The sequence below is a fragment of the uncultured Granulicatella sp. genome (genome assembly GCF_963521425.1).
GTDB lineage: Bacteria > Bacillota > Bacilli > Lactobacillales > Aerococcaceae > Granulicatella.
Genome location: NZ_CAUQUN010000026.1, coordinates 1 through 22,242, shown reverse-complemented (window position 1 = coordinate 22,242; position 22,242 = coordinate 1). Strand labels below are relative to the sequence as shown.

The window sequence follows — 22,242 nt, the reverse complement described above, 5'->3', positions numbered from 1 at the left end:
ACATACACGTCCAAATAAATGGACTTTTCGTAGTAGCGTTAGTACTAGAAGCCACACTGGCTTCTAGTACAGGAAAATTCGAGACCTTAGGCTCGAATTTTAGCAATGAGACTCGCAACAGCGAGGCTGCTTGCGTCCTTCGCTACTACAAACAAAGTCCAATGCATCCTCTTACTGGACTGAATAATTAGGCGCTTCTTTGGTAATTTGTACATCATGCGGATGGCTCTCTCTCAATCCAGCACCACTCATACGAATAAATTGCGTATTTTCACGAAGCTCCTCTAAATTATGCGCCCCAACATAACCCATACCAGAACGCAAACCACCAATCATCTGATAAATAATATCACTAGCAGCACCTTTATATGCTACACGACCTTCAATCCCTTCTGGAACACGCTTATTCGCTTCATTTTTCGATTGGAAATAACGATCACTCGAACCATTTTCCATCGCCGCTAAACTACCCATTCCACGATACGTTTTAAAACGACGTCCTTGATAAATTTCAAATTCTCCTGGAGATTCATCCGTTCCAGCCAATAAACTACCTAACATAACGACATGTCCACCTGCAGCAATTGCTTTAACAATATCTCCTGAATATTTAATACCGCCATCTGCAATAATCGTCTTCCCATATTCTCTTGCAACTGTCGCAGCATTATAGATTGCTGTTACTTGCGGCACACCAACTCCTGCTACCACACGTGTCGTACAAATAGAACCCGGTCCAATTCCCACTTTTACAACATCCACTCCCACTTCGAATAAAGCACGAGTACCTTCAGCTGTTGCAACATTTCCTGCAATTAACGTTGCATCTGGAAATGTTTCACGAATTTCTTTAATTTTACGGATAACTCCTGCACTATGTCCATGTGCTGTATCAATGACAATCGCATCTACCCCAGCTTCTAATAATGCTTTTGCACGTTCAAAAGTATCAGAAGTAATACCGACTGCTGCAGCAACTAATAATCGTCCATGCTTATCCTTTGCCGAATTTGGGAATTCAATTACTTTTTCAATATCTTTAATGGTAATTAATCCTGATAAATTTCCTTTGTCATCTACTAATGGAAGTTTTTCAATCTTATGTCTTTGTAAAATGCTTTCTGCTTCTTTTAAAGAAGTTCCCACTGGTGCTGTAATTAATGGTTCCTTTGTCATCACTTCTTCAATTTCAATCGAATAGTCTGTAATAAAACGTAAATCACGATTCGTTAAAATACCGACTAATTTTTGATTATCAAATGATTCCACAATTGGAACTCCACTAATACGATATTTCGCCATTAATGCTTCTGCTTCTTGCACAGAATGTTTCGGAGTTAAGAAAAATGGATTTAAAATAACGCCACTTTCAGAGCGTTTCACTTTATGAACTTCTTCAGCTTGCGCTTCAATCGACATATTTTTATGAATAACACCTAGCCCACCTTGTCGTGCAATCGCAATCGCCATTGTTGAATCGGTAACAGTATCCATACTAGCACTCATCAATGGAATTTTTAAACTTAAATTCTTTGCAAGTTGTACTTGTAAATCCACATCATTTGGTAGTACATGACTTTCTGCTGGAATTAATAGTACATCATCAAACGTATAACCTTCTTTTTGAAACTTCGTTTCCCACATGGACATAATGGAGACCTCCTAGAATCGATAATTTTTTAATAGCTACTATACCATGAACTGAATAAAATTCAAGTAGTTTTTCATTAGAAAACGGTTAATTTATGAACATTATCTACTCTTTCTAATAAAAATATTCTTATTTTTCTAAATTTCATTTCTACATGTTTTCATTTCGATATCTGTGCTACAATAAATACTATAAATAAAGGGGGATTATCATGAAAAAAATCATTTACATGGTGACAAGTCTAGCATTTTTAACAGCTTGTCACTCTACTACAACAACAGAAAACAAAGCAGAAACCACTCAAGCGACTGTTTCAACTGAACAAACTACTGTCACGACTCTGAAAAGTAACGGAGAAGCTGATCTATCATTAGGGATTCAAATGGTCGTTAACAAAAAACACAAACTTCCTGCTGATTATAATCCAGGAGAAAACCCAATTGCTGGGGAAAAAGTGAGGGAGCTAATTCAAAAAATGCAAGAGTTAGGTTTCAGTATTAGTAATCAATATAGTGGATTTCGTTCCTATGAATATCAAACTCAGCTTTATCAAAACTATGTGAATACAGATGGAAAAGAGGCAGCAGATACTTATTCTGCTCGTCCAGGATATAGTGAACACCAAACTGGTCTTGCTTTTGATATTTTAAACGGAGCTGGCGGATTATTAGGAGAAAATCCTCAAGATGAGAAAGCAATTAAATGGTTACATAGCCACGCCCATGAATATGGCTTTATCGTAAGATTCCAAGAAGGAAAAGAAGCCATTACGGGTTATCAAGCAGAAGCTTGGCATTTAAGATATGTAGGAGATATTGCAGAAAAAATCTATACTTCAAAACAAACACTAGAAGAATATTTTGGTGTAGAAGGCGGCAATTACGCCGATTAATACTAAAAAACCGTTAACCATAAATGATTAACGGTTATTCTTTGTCATTTTAAAAATATTAATAAATCTGACAATCGGTAACAATGGAATGTTGTTTTTCTTTTAACGATTCTAATCGTTCTTGATACAAACTTGGGAAAGTAGTCATTCTTGCACGAAGAGGTCTTACTTTTAATGCGGAAACTAAATAATCTACAAATAATAAACAATTATTTCTCCACATTGTATACAATTTAAATTGCGTTTTTCTAAATTTATAAAAAGTTACAGGCATACATTGTACCATGAAATAGGCATACATCTCTTCTAACTTTTCACTTACAGGATTAAACGAACAAATATCATCTGGAGGTGACCAAGTAAATGATTCTTTCAATACTTTTTCCAAACGATTTTTAATTAATTGTACTTGTTCGTCAGTCACTTCTAAACTATAAATATATAGTGTTTTTTGGTAATGTCTCTTACAAAATTTAAAATAATCTTCTCTTGGTGCTTTTAATAATACACCTTCACCTCTAGCTCCATTTAAAATACAAGCTAATTCATCATAATTTCCATAAGAGTATACATACCCTTCGATACAAATATCTACATGTCCTAAAACTCCCATGCCGATTTCCATTGCATGAACGATAATTTCTAATTTTGATTTGGCTTCCGGAATTGGTCTAGCTTGACTTGTATCCACTTTGGATAAGTCCATTAACGGTAATAAACGAATTCCTTTTTCTACAATTCTTTCTCCCAATTTTACCATATTGTAAGAGATACACCTCGATTCATTTTACAGTTTCGTTGTCATTATATCATAACAAATCTTAATTCGTTACAAAAATCAAAAAACTCCGGCAATTTTTTGCCGGAGAAAAAAGGATAGAGTTTATTTACTTTTGGGAGGTAAATATTATTCTTTGGGAATGACTAAAGTATAGTCTCTAATTATGAAGATTATATGACGAAACTATGCTCTTTTCATATTTTTACCAGCCTTGTGCAGCATGTAATCCAGCAACATATCCTGTTACAAAAGCTGCTGTAATATTATAACCTCCAGTATATCCATGAATATCTAACAATTCTCCGCAGAAATACACTCCTTGAGTGATTTTTGATTCTAATGTTTTAGGATCCACTTCTTTTAATTGAACTCCTCCACCCGTTACAAAACCTTTTTCAATTGGTAAACTCCCACCCACTGTAAATCTAAAATCTTGAATAGAGTTCAATAATTTTTGCACTTCTTGATCAGTCATTTTACCAATCACTTTTTGAGAAGACAGCCCAATTTGTTGGAGTAAAAATTCTGCGAATCGTTCAGGCATCCATTCTTTCAACGGTGTCTTCACTGTTTTTTGTGGATTATTTTCTTTCCATTCTTGCCATTTTTCTGCTAATTCCTCTTTTGTTAAATCAGGTTGTATATTTAGCGACATTGTAACTTCTGAGACATTGTCTTTTTGTTGGACTTGATGAACAAAGCTTGAACAACGTAATACTGCTGGTCCACTAATTCCAAAATGAGTAAAAATCATATCCATTTGATGCGTCACAACTGCTTTTCCCTTTTTATTCAACACACTTAACGCAACATTTCTTAAAGAAAGAGCTCGTAATACGCCTTCTTTAATAAAAGTTTCATTACTTGTTAAAGGGACTTCTGTAGCAAATAATGGGGTGATTGTATGCCCTACACTTCGTGCAATTCCGTATCCATCTCCAGTTGAACCTGTTTTCGGATAGGATTTCCCACCAAGTGCTAAAATGACTGCATCTCCTTCAATTCTTTCTCCATTATCTAATTCCACTGCTGAAAACTGTCCTTCTTTTAGTCGAATCGCTTTAACTTTTACATTTGTTCTCACTTGAATGCCTAATCGTTTAATTTCTTCAATAAATGTATTCAAAATGGTTTTAGCAGAATCGGATACTGGAAACATTCTTCCATGGTCTTCTTCTTTTAATTGAACTCCTCGGTTTTGGAAAAATTCAATGATGTCTTGGTTATCGAATTGGGAAAAGGCACTATGTAAGAAGCGTCCGTTTCCTGGAATGTGTTTAATAATTTCGTCTCTTGAGCGGATGTTCGTTACGTTGCAACGGGTTCCGCCTGTTAAGAGTAATTTTCGTCCTAAGCTTGGATTTTTATCTAGTAGAATTACTTCTGCGCCTGCTAATGCAGCACTAACGCTTGCCATTAGTCCGCTTGTTCCTCCACCTACTACAATGACTTTCATAATTTCTCCTTTGTATCTTTATTCGTAATTTTACTATAAGGGAAATGATACTGAACCGTCAAACTATAAGGTGAATACAGAAAAAATACTTTTTTGATATAGTAACAAAGGACGGTAACAGACTTGCTCTTGCAAGTTTCATGCCTACTATAAAAGTATTTTCTCTATATTTACTTGTGCGATTCTACAGAAATAGGAATCATTAGGAATACTTTTGTATAAGAATTTTCTACTGAATCAAATTCCATTTTAAACTCTTCTCCAAAATATAATGCTAATCTTTCTTGTACATTTTGAATTCCAACTCCACCTAACGCTTTATTAGAAGCACCTTTTCCCTTTAAACCTACTCCATTATCTTCAATCATAATTTTTATATAAGGGAAATGATACTGAACCGTCAACTGTATTCTTCCTGGTCGATTAATTTCCTTAATACCATGATAAATAGCATTTTCTACTAATGGTTGGAGTACTAATTTAGGTAACAAAATATCTGGGATATTTTCATCTACTTGAATCTCATAAGATAGTTTTTCTTCATATCTTTGTTGCTGAATAAATAAATATTGTCTCACATGGTCCAATTCTTTAGAAAGAGAAATTAAATCTTCTCCTCCATTTAAAGCTAATCTAAAATAAGTCGCAAGTGCTTTTGTAATTGAAACTACACGAGTTGTATCTTGGAACTCAGCCATCCAAATAATCGTATCCAGTGTATTATATAAAAAATGTGGATTAATCTGACTTGATAATGCTTTTAATTCATATACTCTTGCCAATTGTTCTTGCTTTCTAGCCTCCACCATTAATTGTTCTAAATGATTGAGCATATGGTTAAAATGATGAGCTAATTGTTGAAATTCACTAGCACCATTTGGAATAGCTCGTAAATTAGTTTGACCTTTTTCAACTTCCTGCATTGTATCTTCCAAGTGTTGAATAGGTGATAAATGATATCTCAAAATAACAACCATTCCAATGGAGCAGACAATAAAACTTAAAATTGCAATACTAATAACAATCATAAATAATTGCTTCGATAATTGTTCCCATTGTGAAAAAGTACTAACCCCTACTAATACCCAATTACAATTATCAATAGAAATTTTATGTACAAAAAAATTTTTCCCTAGCATAGAATCCATTGGACTTTTAGCAATATCTTCTGCAGACATTTGCTTATCGACAGATTGAAAGACTTCGTTATCGGGATGATAAACGATTTTCCCCTCTGTATTAATCACAAACGCATATCCATCATTCCCAAGAGAAAGTTCCTTAATATAATTTTCAAGAGCGTGAGAATCAATATCAAATCGAACGACTCCTAAACTTTCATTTGTTTTTGATAAAATTTCTTGACTAATAGATAACACATATTTATCATTTTGCAAGCGACTTGGTAATAATACTGGGTTGTGAGATAAGTCAATTGCTTGTTGATACCATTCTTGCATCATTAATTCATTCGAATTGGCAGATTGAAGATTTTGATCACTTGAAATGATTCTTCCATCTTTTGTCACAATCGTCATCGAAACAAAGTGTTCATTGCTTTTCATAAAGGAATCTAACCAGTTTCGAATACTTATTTGCGAATTATTTTCTTGTTCTTGAGCAAATTGAACAACTTCAGCCTCATTAGCAATCGCGTTAACTGTATATTTTAATTGAGAGACATACTGTTCGATATATCGAGCACTTGTATCAATTCTAGCAGTCGTTTGCCCGGATATGTTCTCTTTAAATAATTCACTACTTTTCCAATAAAAGACACTTCCAACAAGAATCAAAATCAAAAATAGCATTCCTAATAAATAGGTAGTTAATTTTATAAACAAGGAATTTTTTTTCATGATTCTACTCCTTTTTGAAATTGTTTTGGTGTTACTCCGACAATTTGCTTAAATCTAACTGAAAAATAATTTACGTCTTCCATTCCTACTGCTAAAGCTACTTCATAAATTTTCATGGATGTAGATAATAGTAGTAATTTTGCCTTATTCATTCGTTGAGTAATGACATAATCTTGAAATGTCATTCCTAATTTTTTCTTAATCAAGACACTGACATAATTGGGAGTAAATCCTAACTGTTCTGCAACTTTTACAAGAGAAAGATCAGGATTATCTAATTGGCTATGAATGAGTTTTTCAATTTCTGTTTCTTCTGAAATAATATCTACTTGATGAATTTGGTTTTCTTTCCGTTCTTTTTCTAATTTACCAACGACTGTGACAAAAAAAGATTCAATTTCTTTTTTAGAAATAGGCTTTAGTAAATAATCGTCTGCTCCTAATTTTAATGCAGATAATAGGTAATCAACGTAATCATATCCTGTTAGAAATACGATATGTGTATGTGGATAGTGTAATTTAACTTGTTGAGCTAATGTAATGCCGTCCATTTGTGGCATATTGATATCTGTTAGTAAGATGTCGGGTTGTTGTTGTTGAATCATTTCCCAAGCTTGTTTGCCATTTTCAGCTTCTTGTACATCTGAAATCCCTAATTGTTTATAATCGATCAGTGAAGTGAGTCCTCTTCTAACAAGAGATTCATCTTCGACAATTAACAGTGAATACATTCTCATCCCTCCTATTTCCATTATACTCCGCCTTTTTCAAAAAATTAACCGAAAGAATGCATAAAAAGAAAATACTTCTGGATATAGTAACAAAGGACGGTAGCAGCCTTTCCTCCCAATAGTAACCATCTTCATGGTTACTATTGGGCTTGTTACTATGGGAAGTATTTTCTCTTTATTCATTAGGTCCTCTGTTATATATACCCCTAACCAAAAAAAGACTTGCCGTTGTAGTATTAGTCAAATAAGCCAAGTACGGCTTATTTGACTGGAAAAATTGAGACCAAGGCTCAATTTTTAGGCATGAAACAGCAAAGCTGTTTGCTGCCGTCCCCTGCTACAACAGCTAAAGTCTTATTTTACAAAATCCATTAAAAATCCATAACCTTTTTCTTCCATATCTGCTAACGGAATAAAACGGATAGCTGCACTATTAATGCAGAAACGTAATCCACCTTTATCTTGAGGACCATCATCAAATACATGTCCTAAATGAGAATTAGCAATACGACTGCGAACTTCAATTCGTTTCATATTAAAACTTGTATCTTCCTTATAAGTCACTACTTCTGAAGAAATAGGTTTTGTAAAACTTGGCCAACCACAACCAGAATCAAACTTATCTTTAGAAGAGAAAAGTGGTTCACCAGTTGCTACATCTACATAAATACCTGCTTCATGGTTGTCCCAATACTCGTTAGAAAAAGCCATTTCTGTACGATTTTCTCTAGTAACTGCATATTGTTCTTTTGTCAAAGTATTTTTCAATGTTTCTTCATCTGGTAATGGGAATAAATTAGGATCAATCACTGGATCATTTGCTTTATTCACATCAATATGACAATAGCCATTTGGATGTTTCTTTAAATAATCTTGATGGTAATCTTCTGCAACAACAAAATTTCTAAGATTTTCTCTTTCAATTGCAACTTTTTTCCCTAATTGTTCTTCTTTTTCTGCTACTACTTGCTCAATAATTTCTTTATCGTCATCATTTTGATAATAAATTCCTGTTCGATATTGACGACCTACATCATTTCCTTGTTTATTGACTGATAGTGGATCAATCACTCTAAAGTAATATAATAAAATTTCTCGAAGGGATACAACTTTTGCATCATAAGTAATTTTTACTGTTTCTGCATGGTCTGTATCATGAATTAATTGATAGTTAGTTGTTTCTACTTTTCCATTTGCATACCCACTAACTGCATCTTCTACTCCATTAATTCTTGAAAAATATTCTTCTAAGCCCCAGAAACAACCGCCTGCTAAATAGATTTCTTTCAACTCTTTTTCCCCCTTATTTTCTGATTTGTTAACCTTTTGTTGATTAATAAGAGAACTAACTTTTTTCTCAATCGGATTTCCATTTGCTTTTACATTCGATGGATTTGGATTGATGACATAATAAGCCGCAATCATTAATACTAACAACGCTACTAACCCAATAATGATTTTTTTATCCATTTTAACCACTCCCTAGATTTTATCAAGTTGTTTCTGAATATCCTCATTTGATAGATGCCCTGGATGAGCTTGTACAATTTCTCCATTTTGATTAATAAAAACAGATGTTGGATATCCAATTACTCCCACTTGTTTAAAGAAATCAGGTGTTTCTGCCATTAATACAGGTAAATTTTTATACTCCAATCCAGAGAACCATTCTTTAAAATCTTCTGCTTTTTTCTCACGATTCACTCCAGGAGCTACTACACTTAAAACAACCGTATCATCAGAATGATTAGCCGCAAAAGAATCAATATCTGCTAACCCAGCTAAACAAGTTGGACACCATGAAGCCCATACTTTAATATAAACTTTCTTTCCTTTATAGTCTGATAATTTAACATCTTTTCCATCAAAGGTTTTAAAACTAGCATCCACAGATTTTGCAGAGGTTGTCGTTGCTTTTGTTTCTTCTTTTTTATCTTTCATTGTCATATCTGTTGAATTTTTCATTGTCTCTCCCCCTTTCATCCCCATTGGTTGACAAGCTCCTAATAATAAACTAGCTCCAAGAACTACATATTTCCATTTCTTCATCTGTCATTCTCCTATCTTTGTAATAAAATTTGTATTTGTTGAAAAATAATCCAAGCTCCCATTCCTATAATGACAAGCCCCCCGATTTTCTTTAAAAGATATAATTGCTTTTTCGCAAGATTAAAAGCTTTCATCGCTGTAGTAGATGCAATTGCTAAAGCTAAAAACGGAATGGCTAAACCTAAAATATAAATCGCTAATAAAAACATTCCATAAAAAATACTTGCTTGTTGTGTTGCTACTAATGTTAGGACAGAACTTAAAACTGGCCCTACACATGGTGTCCAACCAAAACTAAAACTAACTCCTAACAAATAGCTACTCCATAACGAATGTTTGCCATCTGTTTCAAACTGTACCGTCTTTTGCTTTTGTAAAGACGTTAATTGAAATACTTCCATTTGATGCAAACCTAGTAAAACAATTATTGTTCCTAATACTAAATGAAAATAAGGATTATACAATAATTGCCCTAATAAACTAGCAGCAAATCCTAATACAAAGAAAATCGTTGAAATTCCTGCAACAAATAAAAAAGTTCGAACAACCGGTAATATTGCAATCTCAAACTTTCCAAATTTGATGCTTCGATTTCCTCTTTCACTCATTAATACTCCAAAATAAACCGGGAACAATGGTAACACACAGGGTGAGAAAAATGATAATAATCCTGCTGCAAAAATGCTCCCCCACAATAAAATATCCATCTATACACCTCTTCTCGTAATGTTTGAATTCATTATAATCATTTATGTTTAAAGAAAACATAGAATCCCCTACACAAATACATGAATTTAATATGATAATAGTAAAAAATGAAGTAGAATCTCTACTTCATCTTTCACTCTAACTTAAGCTTCATAAACTTTTTTCCCGTTAATATAAGTCGCTACAACAGTTGTTTTCAAGATTTCTTCTGAACTTTCACCTAAGAAATTTTTCGATAAAATAACAAAGTCTGCAAAATTTCCCACTTCTAATGTTCCAATATCTAATCGACTAAGTGATTTTGCTGCTCCATTTGTATGAGAAATCAGAGCTTCTTGGGCACTAATTCTTTGTTCAGGCATCAATGCTGGTTCTGGAAGCCCTTCTACTGTTTGACGAGCCACAGCAAAATACATCGTTTCAAATGGAGTTACATTTAGTACTACTGGAGTATCTGTTCCAAATGCTAAAGTTGCTCCCTGATTAATAAAGGATTTAAAAGGAAACATTTGTTTTGCACGAATTTCTCCAACTTCTTCATCTAATGTTTCATACCCCACTAATAAGTGGCTTGGTTGAACTGAAACAATAAGAGATTTTTGAGCTGTAAGTGGCAAATCCTTTGGATCCATTACTTCTAAATGCTCAATCGTATTGAATTTATAAGGCGCATCAAAAGGATATTTTTCTTGCGCTTGTTTAAAATTCAATAATGTTAATTCAACTGCTCTATCTCCAACCGTATGAATACGAATTGGCCAACCTTCTTGATTAGCTAATAAAGTCAATCGTTCCATTTTTTCTTCCGTTAAAAGTGGTCCTCCCACATCTCCTTCAAAAAATGGCATTGGGTATGGTTCCTTTAAGTATGCTGTATGCGAACTTGTTACTCCATCATAAAACTGTTTCACACCACCCATTTGCAACATTGGTGATTGATAAGTTTGATAGAAATGACGGTTTTCTTCAACTTCTTCACGCATTGCTGGGAAAAAGCTCACTCGAACTGTTGCATCATCTTCTACACTAGAATAAAGTTTTGGATAAACAATATCATCAGGACTTTCCCCTGTTAACGCAACATCCCCAACAGCTGTTATTCCCATCGCATTCAAGTGTTTCATATAGTCTAACAACGCTACTTTAGACTCCGCTTCATAAATTGACAGCACTTTGGATAAATAATAAATCGCAATTGCTTCTAAAAATACTCCTGTTAACTCACCATCTTTTTTAACAGCTTCTCCGCCAATTTCAGAAGGAATATTTTCACTCGTTAACCCTAATTCTTCTAATGCTTTTGTATTCAGCCAAATCGTGTGTGCATCTCCAGCAATCAAGCAAATCGGAACTTCATTGGAAGCTTTATCCAACTCTTCTTTTGTTGGTAAAACTTGTTGTCCAAAATCACTCGCATACCAACCAATCCCAATTTTCCATCCATTATAAACAGGAATTTCTTTTGCTTGAGCAATAACTTCTTCAATCGAAGGCGCTCCGACTGCTTTCATCTTTCCTAAATGAATCAAACTAGATAAATATAAATGCACATGCGCATCGATAAATCCAGGAGTAACCATTTGGTCCCCTGTATCAATAATTTCTCCGTCTACTTCTTGATGATAAGGAAGAATAGCTGCAATCTTCCCATCTTTTATTTCTAATATTCCTTCAATTATTTCTTTAGAATCTCCAATAAAGAGATGTTTACTTTTCACAAAATAATGCATATTATAACTCCATTTTAAAATTTAAAAAGGCATCATTATAGTTGGAAATCCATTCTGTTCCAAGATATTCATAATGCTCTAAACTTTCAATCACTTCTTGTGATGGATAAAATGTTTCATCTGAAACTACTTCTTCATCTAGCAATGATTTTGCTGCTTCATTTGGTGTAGCATATCCTACAAACGCTGCATTTCTAGCGGCATTTTCAGGACGAAGCATAAAGTTAATAAATGCGTACGCTCCTTCAATATTTTCCGCATTATAGGATAAAGCAAAATTATCCGTCCAAACGGCACTTCCATCTTGCGGTAAAATATATTGAACAGATGGATTAGCTTCTGCTACAGCAGCTGCATCTCCTGAATAACCAATGCCAATTGGAGCTTCTTCTAATTTCATCATTGTTTTAATTTCTTCATTTAATACAGCACGTACATTTGGATTTAATGCTTTAATTTTTAATTCCGCTTCTTTTAATTGCGCTGCATCTTTGGAATTGAGTGAGTAACCTAATGATTGCAATGCTAATCCCATTGTTTCACGATTTCCATCTAGTAATAAAATTTTATTACGGAATTCACTCTTCCATAAATCATTCCAAGTTGTAATACTTTCTGGATCAATATATTTTGTATTCACCATAATCCCAACAGTTCCCCAGAAATAAGGAACTGTATATTGATTCCCAGGATCCACTGGACTATTTAATAAAAATGGCGAAATATTTTCTAAACCTTGAATTTTCGAATGATCCAATGGCTGTAATAAGTTTTGATTTACTAATTTCGTAATACTCGATTCACTTGGAAAGACGATGTCATATCGAGTACCACCTTGTTTTAATTTTGCTTCCATTGCATCATTTGAATCGAAAGTTTCATAGACCACTTGAATATTCGTTTCTTCTTCAAATTCTTTAATCAATTCTGGGTCGATATAATTTCCCCAGTTAAATAAATAGAGCTGCTGTTTTTCACTAGAAGCAGATTCATCCGCAGAAATTTCTTGTGATTGAATATATTGTTTTACTCCTAATAGTAAAAGTACAACGGCTAAAATAGATAAAATTAAAGATACTAATTTTTTCATGAAAAACCTCATTTCTCTCTTGTTTTGTTACAATAAGTTGATAGTAATAAAATATCGCTTTCACGTCAACTAGTACGTTCTGAATTTTAAAAAAACATCCGTTTAAGTAGAACACAACTTAAACGGATGTTTCATCAAAAACTAGTTTAGATAGAAAAGTATCCCAACTATCCCTTAAAATCTCCCTGTTTTGTTTCAATAACTTTCATTGCCGAGCGAATGACATGAAATTCATCTATTAATTTTCCAATTAACTCATAATTACGCTCAGTTAATCTACCTGATAATATTTTATGAGAGAATTGATGAAAATTATCTAGATGTTCTTCAATACTCATTAGCATCTCCTTAGCATCTTTATGACGATACTTTTTAGCAATATGTGCTACTTCTTCAGAAAATAAAGCCAAATTATTTTCATGAATAGTAATATTTCTTCCTTCTGGTAGTAAATCTTTCGCTTCATAGCAAGTTAAAAATTTTTGTTCAATTGTATTACAAACAAAAACAACCCCAATTTGCGAAACATATTTTTTCTCTTCTGGACGCTGTTCTTCATTCTTATTATACTCTACTAAACTTCCAAGTTGTCTACCCACCCATTTTGGAAGCTGTTCATCGCTGATTTCAAATCGCTCTAGTGCTCTTTGAGCGAAATGATCAGTCCATGTATAATTTGGTCCAAATGAAAGTCCCATAACATTACTCCTTTATATAAGTTTGTAAAGTAAGAATTCTATCCAATTTTAAAATTACCATCAATCCTAAATACACCTTCTATTTTTGACAAATGTCATCCATCCCACCTTTCCTAATAATTATTTAGGAAAGAATAAAATAAAATTGTGAAATAATTCTCATGAAGATTTTATCAATCCTTTTATGGAGTTTCAACAGAAATTGCTTCATTTAAACAAAAAACTCCCACTTGCCAGGTAAACAAGTGAGAGATAGGATGGCTACATTTCGTCTGGAGATTCTACTCCTAAAATTGCAAGACCTTGTTTTAAGACAACAGCTGTTGCTTCCACTAATGCTAAACGAGCATTTAGTCCTTCATCTTCTTGTAAGATACGGCTGTTTGCATAATATTTATTGAAGGCTTGCGCTAGCGAAATTACATATTTAGAAATAACAGAAGGTTCAAATTTGCTTTCTGCATATTTCACAATATTTGGATAATTTTCAATTTGTTTTAATACTTCCCATGCATAGTCATCTTCTAATTCTAATGCTTGAGATAAATCAACAGAAACTCCTGCTTTTCTTAAAATACTCATTGCACGAGCACGAGTATATTGAACATAAGGTCCTGTTTCTCCTTCGAATTGAACTACTTCTTCTAGGTTGAAGTCGAAGTTGTTTGTACGATCATTTTTCAAATCGTGGAAGATTACCGCACCCACCCCAACTTGTTTTGCAACTTGTTCTTTGTTTGGTAAGTTTGGATTTTTAGCTTCAATTTGTTTTAATGCTAATTCTTCAGCTTCACGTAAAACTTCTTCTAATAAGACAATTTTACCTTTACGTGTTGATAATTTTTTACCACCTAATGTAATTAAACCAAAGCCAACGTGAATCATGTTTTCTTGCCAGTCACGACCCATTTCACTTAAAACAGCTTTTAACTGTCTGAAGTGGTTTGCTTGTTCATTCCCTACAACATAGATGTTTTTAGCGAAATCGTAAGTTTCTTTACGGTAATGTGCTGCTGCTAAGTCACGAGTAATATATAATGTAGCACCATCTGATTTTTTAATTAATGCAGGTGGTAAATCATATTTATCTAAGTGAACAACTGTTGCTCCACGGTCGATTGTTGCAATTCCATTACTTTCTAAATATTCAACAATTGGATCCATCTTATCATTATAGAAAGCTTCACCATTATAAGAATCAAATGTAATTCCTAAAATATCATACACACGATTGAATTCTTTTAATGATTCAGATTTGAACCAATTCCATAGTTCTTCTGCTTCTGCATCGCCATCTTCTAATTTCTTGAACCATGCACGTCCTTCATCTTCTAAAGAACTATCGCGTTCTGCTTCATCATGGAATTTAACGTATAAACGTAATAATTCTGCGATTGGATCTTGTTCAACGGCTTCTTTTGTTCCCCATTTTTTATAAGCAACGATTAATTTACCGAATTGTGTTCCCCAGTCACCTAAGTGGTTGATTTTAATTGGGTTATAACCAACTTTTTTCTCTAAGTTAGCAATGGCATTCCCAATAACTGTTGAACGTAAGTGACCCATTGACATTGGTTTTGCAATATTTGGACTAGACATATCTACTATTGCATTACGTCCTTGACCAAAGTCAAAGTTCCCATATTCTTCTCTTTGTTCTAAAACAGTGTGTAATGTTTCATCTGCAAATTTACCTTTTGAAAGGAAGAAGTTGGCATATGGTCCCATTGCTACTGCTTGACTAATATGCTCATCAGCAACTGCTTCAACGATTTCTTGTGCAATTGCTTGAGGTGCTTTACGTAACACTTTTGCAAGTGAGAATGCTGGAAAAGCTAAATCTCCTTGTTCTGCATATTTTGGAACTTCAATCATTTTATAAATTTCTTCAAACGATAAATGTTCACTAATTGTTTTATGAATTTGTTCTGCAACTATTTTTTTATAATCCATATTAACACTCCTTCTTTTTGTATAAATGATAAATAAAAAAGCCCCTAATCAAGCAACCTTGACTAGAGACGAGATAACCCGTGGTACCACTCTTATTGTTTAAAATCTTAAACCACTTTAAACTTTTTTAACGGTAAGCGACCGGATTATTCTACTACCTTCGAATAATCATTTCCAAAGTGCGGTTCATTTACTTCATCATGACCGGCTTCCACCACCCCAGCTCGCTAAAACAGAAATCCGTAAACTACTCTCTTCTTCATAAATGTTTATTATTTATAGGACGATTATAACAAGCGATAGAATATTTGTCTAGTAATTTTATAATAAACTTTATAACGCAAATCACAAAAAGACTTTGCATAGTAATATTAGGCATCAAACAAAAGGTTTGCTTCCGTTCTTTATTACTATATAGCAAAGTCAATCTCACAAACGTCCCCTCATAAATATCCGTAAAAATAGAAATGACTTTTCACAGTAGCAACAGTCCAATAAGCCACATAGGCTTATTGGACAGGAAAAATTGAGACCCTAGGCTCAATTTTTAGGCATGAGACCGTAGGTCTGCTGCCGTCGTATGCTACATCAGAAAAGTCAATTTCTATTAACATTAGTTGCGGAAAATCTTAGCCTCCAAGAACAGGTCATTATACAACCCTAGCAACTCAGAACCTAGATTCTCATAAACTTCCATATTTTCCATCTGCTCATCCGTAGGATAAAAAGTCTCATTACTTGTTACTTCTTCTGGTAACAACTCTAACGCATCCTTATTTGGAGTTGAGTATCCAACATATTCCGCATTTTTAGCAGCCACGTCCGGTCTCAATAAAAATGAAATAAAACGATATGCACCATCATAGTTTTTAGCAGTTTTTGGAATGACAATATTATCAAACCATAAGTTAGTTCCCTCTTCCGGTAAAACATACGCTAAATCTTCATTTTTCTCCAACATCTTCGCAGCTTCCCCAGAGAATGACACACCAATCGAAGCCTCCTCTTGCGCCATATACGTCTTCATCTCATCCGCAATAATCGCTTTAGCATTTGGCATTAATGTTTTCAAGAATTTACCTGCTTCTTTTACAACTTCGGGATCCTTTTCATTCAAAGAATACCCTTGAGTTTGAAGTGCAATTCCCATCATTTCTCTAGCACCATCGATAAATAAAATCGAATCTTTATAGTCCTCTTTCCATAAATCAGACCATTTCGTAATTTCGCCTTCAGCAATATTTTTAGTATTGTAAATAATGCCTAAAGTTCCCCAGAAATAAGGAATACTATAACGATTATTTGGATCAAAACTCTTATTCAAGAATTTCTCATCTAAATGTTCCATTCCTTCAATTTTAGAATAATCTAATGGTACTAATAAATCCTCTTTTAACATTTTATGAATCGCGTATTCACTTGGAATCGCCACATCATAATTCGTTCCACCTTGTTTAATTTTTGTATACATCGCTTCATTTGAATCAAATGTTTCATAAATGACTTTATATCCAGTCTCTTCTTCAAACTGAGTAATTAAATTAGGGTCAATATAATCTCCCCAGTTGTATACAATAATGGTATCAGGATTTCCTGCGATAGCTGTTTCAAAATTTTTTCTAAAGAGTAATAATCCAAGACTTGCGACTAAAATTGCACTAACAAACATCATTAATCGCTTCATCGTAGTACCCCTTTCGCTAAATCATTTTCAACATTTTTCTGATTTAATCGTTTTGCTTGGTATTGTTGAATGAAATAATATCCAATTACTAAAATTAATGAGAATAAGAACATTAATGTACTTAAAGCATTAATTTGTAAACTAATCCCTTGACGAGCTCTTGAATAAATCTCAACCGCAATTGTAGAGAATCCATTTCCTGTTACAAAGAACGTTACTGCAAAATCATCTAAAGAATATGTAAACGCCATAAAGAATCCACTTAAAATACCAGGTGTAATCGAAGGTAAAATAATACGCGTTAACACTTGAGAACTTGTTGCACCTAAGTCACGTGCCGCAGTAATCATTGAACGATTCATTTCTGTTAATTTTGGTAAAACCATTAATACGACAATCGGAATATTAAAAGCAATATGAGAAAGTAGTACGGACCAAAATCCTAATTTAAATCCAATGAATGTAAATAAAATTAATAAACTTGCCCCGATAATAACGTCAGGGGAAACTAATAAAATATTATTCATTCCAAGAACAAATTGTTTTCTTCTATTTGAACGAATAAAGTCAATCATAATCGCCCCAAGTGTACCAATAATGGTTGCACATAGAGCTGATAACAAAGCTAAAACTAAAGTATCAATTACAATACCAATTAATCTTGTATCTCCAAGAACAGCTTGATAATGTTCTAAAGTAAAGGATTGAAAATCATTCATCCCCCCACCACTATTAAATGAGTAATAAATCAAATAGAAAATAGGAGCATACAATACTGCAAATACAAATACTAAATAGGCATTTGATAACCAATGGTTTTTCTCTAATTTCATTATGCTTCTCCTCCTTTTCTACGATCACGTGTTACAAACATTAAAACAATCATTGCTACAATTAAGATAACCCCAATTGTTGAACCCATTCCCCAGTTTTGTGTCACTAAGAAATGTTGCTCTACGGCAGTCCCTAATGTAATCACACGATTTCCTCCAATTAAACGAGTTAACATAAATAGTGATAGTGAAGGAATAAATACTGCTTGAACTCCACTTCTTACACCACTCATCGTTAATGGAATCACGACATTTTTTAATGTTTGCCAAGGAGTCGCACCAAGGTCACGGCTTGCTGCAATTAATGAACTTGGTAATTCTTGTACTGCATTAAAAATTGGTAAAATCATAAATGGTAATTCAATATATGCAGCTACTGTTAAGAAACTAAAATCTGTAAATAAAAATTCTTTCGGCGCAATTCCAAATAATGATAAGAATTGATTTACTGTACCTGTTTGGCTAAAAATTCCAATAAAAGCATAGGCTTTTAATAATAAATTGACCCATGTTGGCAAAATAATTAATAATAGCCATAAATTTTTATGCTTCGTTTTACTTAAAAAGTAAGCTGTTGGATAACTCACGACTAAAGTCACTAATGTTACTAAAAAGGCATACCATACTGAGTTAAATGTCATTTCTAAATAATTACCAGAAGTAAAATAATTTGTATAGTTTCCAATTGTTAATTGATTATTAATATCGAAAAATGATTTATAGAAAATCATCGCCAAAGGTGCTACTACAAATAATGCTAACCATAAAAGATATGGAATGGAAAAAAAGACGCGAGAATTTTTAGTCATTGCTATCGTCCTCCACTTCCTCGTAGCTTTCTAGACGTGCATCAAATTCTTCTTCACTTTCTCCAAAACGCATTACGTGAATATCTTGTGGTTCAAAATATAATCCTACTTTTGATCCAACTTCAGCTTTTTTCGTTGAGTGAATCATCCATTCATTTTTATTTTCGTCATAACAAATAATTTCATAGTGAACTCCACGGAATAATTGTGTATCTACTTCAACGGTTAATTTTCCTTTATCCACACTTGTTAGAGACAAATCTTCTGGACGAATTACGATTTCTACTTTTTCATTTGGACGCATACCAGCATCGGCACATTCAAATTCTTTTCCAACAAATTCTACTAAGTAGTCTTCTTTCATCACACCGGAAACGATATTACTTTCCCCGATAAAGTCCGCAACGAAACGGTTTATTGGTTCATCATAAATATCTACAGGAGTACCTGATTGAATAATTTCTCCACCATTTAATACGAAGATTTCATCACTCATCGCAAGAGCTTCTTCTTGGTCATGGGTCACGAAGATAAATGTAATTCCTAAACGTTGCTGTAATTCACGTAATTCATACTGCATATCGGTTCTTAACTTTAAGTCTAATGCTGATAGTGGTTCATCTAATAATAAAACTTCTGGTTCATTCACTAATGCACGAGCAATCGCTACACGTTGTTGTTGTCCTCCAGACATTTGAACAATCTCACGTTTTTCGTAGCCTGATAATTGAACTAATTTTAACGCTTCAGAAACTTTTTGTTTGATTACATCTTCTGGTAATTTTTTTAAACGTAAACCGAATGCAATGTTTTCAAACACATTCATATGAGGGAATAAGGCATAGTCTTGGAATACAGTATTTACTTTACGTTTATTTGGTGGTAAATCTGTTACATCTTCTCCATTTAAAGTAACAGTACCTGTTGTAGCATCCGTAAAACCAGCAATAATACGAAGAATAGTAGTTTTACCACATCCTGAAGGACCTAATAATGTATAAAATTTTCCTTTTTCAATTTCAAAGTTAATATTTTTTAAAACTTGAGTATCATCATAAGATTTTGTAACATTTTCAAATGTAATAATTGCATTGTTGGACATGTTCTGTACCAATCCTTCCTTTTTATAAATAAGAATTTGTTGCGACAATTAACACCTTACTTGTTTCATTGCCAGCATTTTTAATTTGGTGTTTAGCAGAAGCTTCAAAATAAAAAGATTCTCCTTTAGAGACAACTTCTATTTGTTTCCCTACTTTTACTTGTACCTTACCTTCTAGAACATATCCAAAGGTTTCGGATAATGATGGTTGAAACACTTTGTATTCCCCTTGAGGTTCAAACCCTAATATTACAGGTTCCATTTCATGTTCATTTGAATCAGGATTTAACCAAGTCACAATTGTTTTATGTTTTGGATCCTCCATCACGGTCATATCTTCAGGCCCATATACGGTTAAAGCTTCTTCTGGTCCATCTTCAAAGAAATCCTTTGGTGCACACCCTAATACTTCTAAAATATCAAAAAATGTGTCCATAGATGGTGAACTAAGGTCGTTTTCTAATTGGGAAATATATCCTTTAGATAAATCCGTCCTTTCAGCCAATTCTTCTTGAGTAAGTCCTTTTTGAACACGCAGAGCTTTCAAGTGACTCCCTATTTCCATCTTACCCCTCCATTCTTTAAACTTAAAGTTTAATAACACTATGACTCATTATACTCTAAGTTTAGTAATAGTCAACAAGTAAATCTCAAAAAATTAAAAAAGAACCCTATACAATGTATAGAGTTCAGACAAGTAAAAATAGAGAATAAATGTAGCATTAGCAGAATAATTTACAATTGAAAATCATTCTACTGGAAAAATCAAGACCAAGGCTCGAATTTTAGGCATCAGACCGCAGGTCTGCTGCCATCCATTACTACAGTATAAGAAGTCAGGTATTATTAACGTCCCCTTATTATGTCCGTACAGAAAAAAACGACTTCTCATAGTAGCATTAGTAATATAAGCCAAATTGGCTTATATTACTGGAAACTTTGAGACACTAGGCTCAAAGTTTAGCTATGAGATTCGCATTTGCGAAGCTGCTAGCGTCCAATATGCTACATTCAGAGAAGTCAGTTTTTTGACATTTTATTATTTTAAAAGATCCTTCGCCATTGCCAAGCATCCTATAGTTGCTGCATTATTTCCTAAAGCAGGAGTTTGTAAATATTCATCTACAGAAGGATATCCAACATAACCATTCATTAATTTCTCAAATTCTTGTTTAACTTTTTTCAATAAATGAGATTGTTGCATCACACCTCCACCTAAAACAATCACTTCAGGTGCTAAAATTAATGTTGTATTATAAATACATTGTGCAGCATAGTAAGCTTCAATATCCCAAATTGGATCAGTAGGCTCTAATTCAAATGCAGGACGTCCAGCTTTTTCTTGTAAGGCTGGGCCTGCTGCTAAACCTTCTAAACAGTCAGAGTGGAAAGGACATACACATTTTGCATTATCTTCTGGATGTCGTTTTACAATCATATGACCCATCTCAGGGAAGTTCATTCCACCGACAAATTCGCCACGTTGGATAGCCCCACCACCAACACCGGTTCCAAATGTATAATATACCAAACTTTCTAAATCTTTTCCATGGCCAAAATAGTATTCTCCATAAGCTGCTGCATTCACATCAGTTGTCCAATTAATTGGTACATTTAAATGACGTTTCAATTCTCCAATAAAATCAAAATTTTGCCATGCTAATTTTGGAGTAGAAGTAATATATCCAAATGTTGCAGATTTTTTATTACTATCAATTGGGCCAAAAGCACCCACACCAACTGCTTCTAATTCTTGTTCATACTTTTTAAAAAATTCAAAAACTTTCGGTAAAGTTTCTTCTGGAGTTGTCGTTGGAATTGAAATTCTTTCTATAACTTCCATATCATGATTCCCAATCGCACAAACAAACTTTGTACCACCAGCTTCGATACTACCTAATACCATATAAAATTCCTCCATTATATTAATAATTATATTATATACAAAAAAAGACAAGTAAGCTAGCACTTACCTGCCAATAAATCGGGAATACAGGATTCGAACCTACGACCCCTTGGTCCCAAACCAAGTGCTCTACCAAGCTGAGCTAATTCCCGATAATGCACCCAACAGGAGTCGAACCTGTAACCGCTTGATTCGTAGTCAAGTACTCTATCCAATTGAGCTATGGGTGCTAAATATTCACTTATATATAGAAAAAATGCACCCAACAGGAGTCGAACCTGTAACCGCTTGATTCGTAGTCAAGTACTCT

19 protein-coding genes, 2 tRNA genes and 1 other annotated feature are annotated in these 22,242 nt (G+C 33.7%); of the genes, 1 reads left to right on the top strand and 20 read right to left on the bottom strand.

From position 1 onward, the window contains the following. Positions 1-171 precede the first annotated feature (171 nt). Positions 172-1,650: an IMP dehydrogenase gene (gene guaB, locus RWO76_RS07065; RefSeq protein ID WP_314354961.1), complete on the bottom strand. Its 1,479-nt coding sequence runs from the start codon at positions 1,648-1,650 to the stop codon at positions 172-174. A 212-nt stretch (positions 1,651-1,862) separates the two neighbouring features. On the opposite strand from guaB, the gene RWO76_RS07060 reads away from it, so the two are divergent. Next, positions 1,863-2,543: a M15 family metallopeptidase gene (locus tag RWO76_RS07060; RefSeq protein ID WP_314354960.1), complete on the top strand. Its 681-nt coding sequence runs from the start codon at positions 1,863-1,865 to the stop codon at positions 2,541-2,543. 58 nt (positions 2,544-2,601) lie between these two features. On the opposite strand, the gene RWO76_RS07055 is transcribed toward RWO76_RS07060, so the two are convergent. From RWO76_RS07055 to RWO76_RS06965, 19 genes are all read right to left on the bottom strand, one after another. Continuing rightward, positions 2,602-3,303 (bottom strand): hypothetical protein, encoded by a 702-nt coding sequence (locus tag RWO76_RS07055; RefSeq protein ID WP_314354959.1) that lies wholly within the window; start codon positions 3,301-3,303, stop codon positions 2,602-2,604. Positions 3,304-3,526: 223 nt separating this feature from the next. Next, positions 3,527-4,780: an NAD(P)/FAD-dependent oxidoreductase gene (locus tag RWO76_RS07050; protein WP_314354958.1), complete on the bottom strand. Its 1,254-nt coding sequence runs from the start codon at positions 4,778-4,780 to the stop codon at positions 3,527-3,529. Positions 4,781-4,950: 170 nt separating this feature from the next. Beyond that, the gene (locus RWO76_RS07045) at positions 4,951-6,639 is read right to left on the bottom strand and encodes a sensor histidine kinase (RefSeq protein WP_314354957.1); all 1,689 of its coding nucleotides are present in this window, start codon (positions 6,637-6,639) and stop codon (positions 4,951-4,953) included. After that, the gene (locus RWO76_RS07040; RefSeq protein WP_314354956.1) at positions 6,636-7,370 is read right to left on the bottom strand and encodes a response regulator; all 735 of its coding nucleotides are present in this window, start codon (positions 7,368-7,370) and stop codon (positions 6,636-6,638) included. Before RWO76_RS07040 ends, RWO76_RS07045 begins: the two co-directional genes overlap by 4 nt. Before the next feature lie 354 nt (positions 7,371-7,724). After that, positions 7,725-8,840: a peptide-methionine (R)-S-oxide reductase MsrB gene (gene msrB / locus RWO76_RS07035; RefSeq protein ID WP_314354955.1), complete on the bottom strand. Its 1,116-nt coding sequence runs from the start codon at positions 8,838-8,840 to the stop codon at positions 7,725-7,727. A gap of 12 nt (positions 8,841-8,852) precedes the next feature. Beyond that, on the bottom strand, positions 8,853-9,419 hold the full coding sequence (locus RWO76_RS07030; RefSeq protein WP_314354954.1) for a redoxin family protein: 567 nt from the start codon (positions 9,417-9,419) through the stop codon (positions 8,853-8,855). 11 nt (positions 9,420-9,430) lie between these two features. Continuing rightward, positions 9,431-10,126, bottom strand: a complete 696-nt coding sequence (locus RWO76_RS07025) for a cytochrome c biogenesis CcdA family protein (protein WP_314354953.1) — start codon at positions 10,124-10,126, stop codon at positions 9,431-9,433. Positions 10,127-10,270: 144 nt separating this feature from the next. After that, a complete protein-coding gene (locus RWO76_RS07020) occupies positions 10,271-11,857 on the bottom strand; it encodes an amidohydrolase (RefSeq protein ID WP_314354952.1) in 1,587 nt (528 codons plus the stop codon). Between the two features lies 1 nt (position 11,858). Continuing rightward, positions 11,859-12,947: a spermidine/putrescine ABC transporter substrate-binding protein gene (locus tag RWO76_RS07015; RefSeq protein WP_314354951.1), complete on the bottom strand. Its 1,089-nt coding sequence runs from the start codon at positions 12,945-12,947 to the stop codon at positions 11,859-11,861. A gap of 167 nt (positions 12,948-13,114) precedes the next feature. Beyond that, positions 13,115-13,645, bottom strand: a complete 531-nt coding sequence (locus RWO76_RS07010) for a hypothetical protein (protein ID WP_314354950.1) — start codon at positions 13,643-13,645, stop codon at positions 13,115-13,117. Positions 13,646-13,906: 261 nt separating this feature from the next. Then, positions 13,907-15,598: an arginine--tRNA ligase gene (gene argS / locus RWO76_RS07005; protein WP_314354949.1), complete on the bottom strand. Its 1,692-nt coding sequence runs from the start codon at positions 15,596-15,598 to the stop codon at positions 13,907-13,909. Positions 15,599-15,659: 61 nt separating this feature from the next. Continuing rightward, positions 15,660-15,870 (bottom strand) — a binding site (T-box leader). Between the two features lie 341 nt (positions 15,871-16,211). Continuing rightward, entirely contained in the window at positions 16,212-17,282 is a 1,071-nt protein-coding gene (locus RWO76_RS07000; RefSeq protein ID WP_314354948.1) for an ABC transporter substrate-binding protein, read from the bottom strand. Continuing rightward, entirely contained in the window at positions 17,279-18,115 is an 837-nt protein-coding gene (locus RWO76_RS06995) for an ABC transporter permease (RefSeq protein ID WP_314354947.1), read from the bottom strand. Before RWO76_RS06995 ends, RWO76_RS07000 begins: the two co-directional genes overlap by 4 nt. Beyond that, positions 18,115-18,924, bottom strand: a complete 810-nt coding sequence (locus RWO76_RS06990) for an ABC transporter permease (protein ID WP_314354946.1) — start codon at positions 18,922-18,924, stop codon at positions 18,115-18,117. Before RWO76_RS06990 ends, RWO76_RS06995 begins: the two co-directional genes overlap by 1 nt. Further along, positions 18,917-20,026 carry an ABC transporter ATP-binding protein gene (locus tag RWO76_RS06985; protein ID WP_314354945.1) on the bottom strand — a complete coding sequence of 370 codons (1,110 nt, stop codon included), beginning with the start codon at positions 20,024-20,026 and terminating at the stop codon, positions 18,917-18,919. The genes RWO76_RS06990 and RWO76_RS06985 overlap by 8 nt, the downstream gene beginning before the upstream one ends. Positions 20,027-20,048: 22 nt before the next feature. Further along, entirely contained in the window at positions 20,049-20,591 is a 543-nt protein-coding gene (locus RWO76_RS06980; protein WP_314354944.1) for an XRE family transcriptional regulator, read from the bottom strand. A gap of 474 nt (positions 20,592-21,065) precedes the next feature. Continuing rightward, complete coding sequence (locus RWO76_RS06975) at positions 21,066-21,932, bottom strand: ROK family protein (RefSeq protein WP_314354943.1); 867 nt, start codon at positions 21,930-21,932, stop codon at positions 21,066-21,068. Between the two features lie 78 nt (positions 21,933-22,010). Beyond that, positions 22,011-22,084: transfer RNA gene (locus RWO76_RS06970), tRNA-Pro, on the bottom strand. 4 nt (positions 22,085-22,088) lie between these two features. Continuing rightward, a tRNA-Arg gene (locus RWO76_RS06965) sits at positions 22,089-22,162 on the bottom strand. Positions 22,163-22,242: the final 80 nt, after the last annotated feature.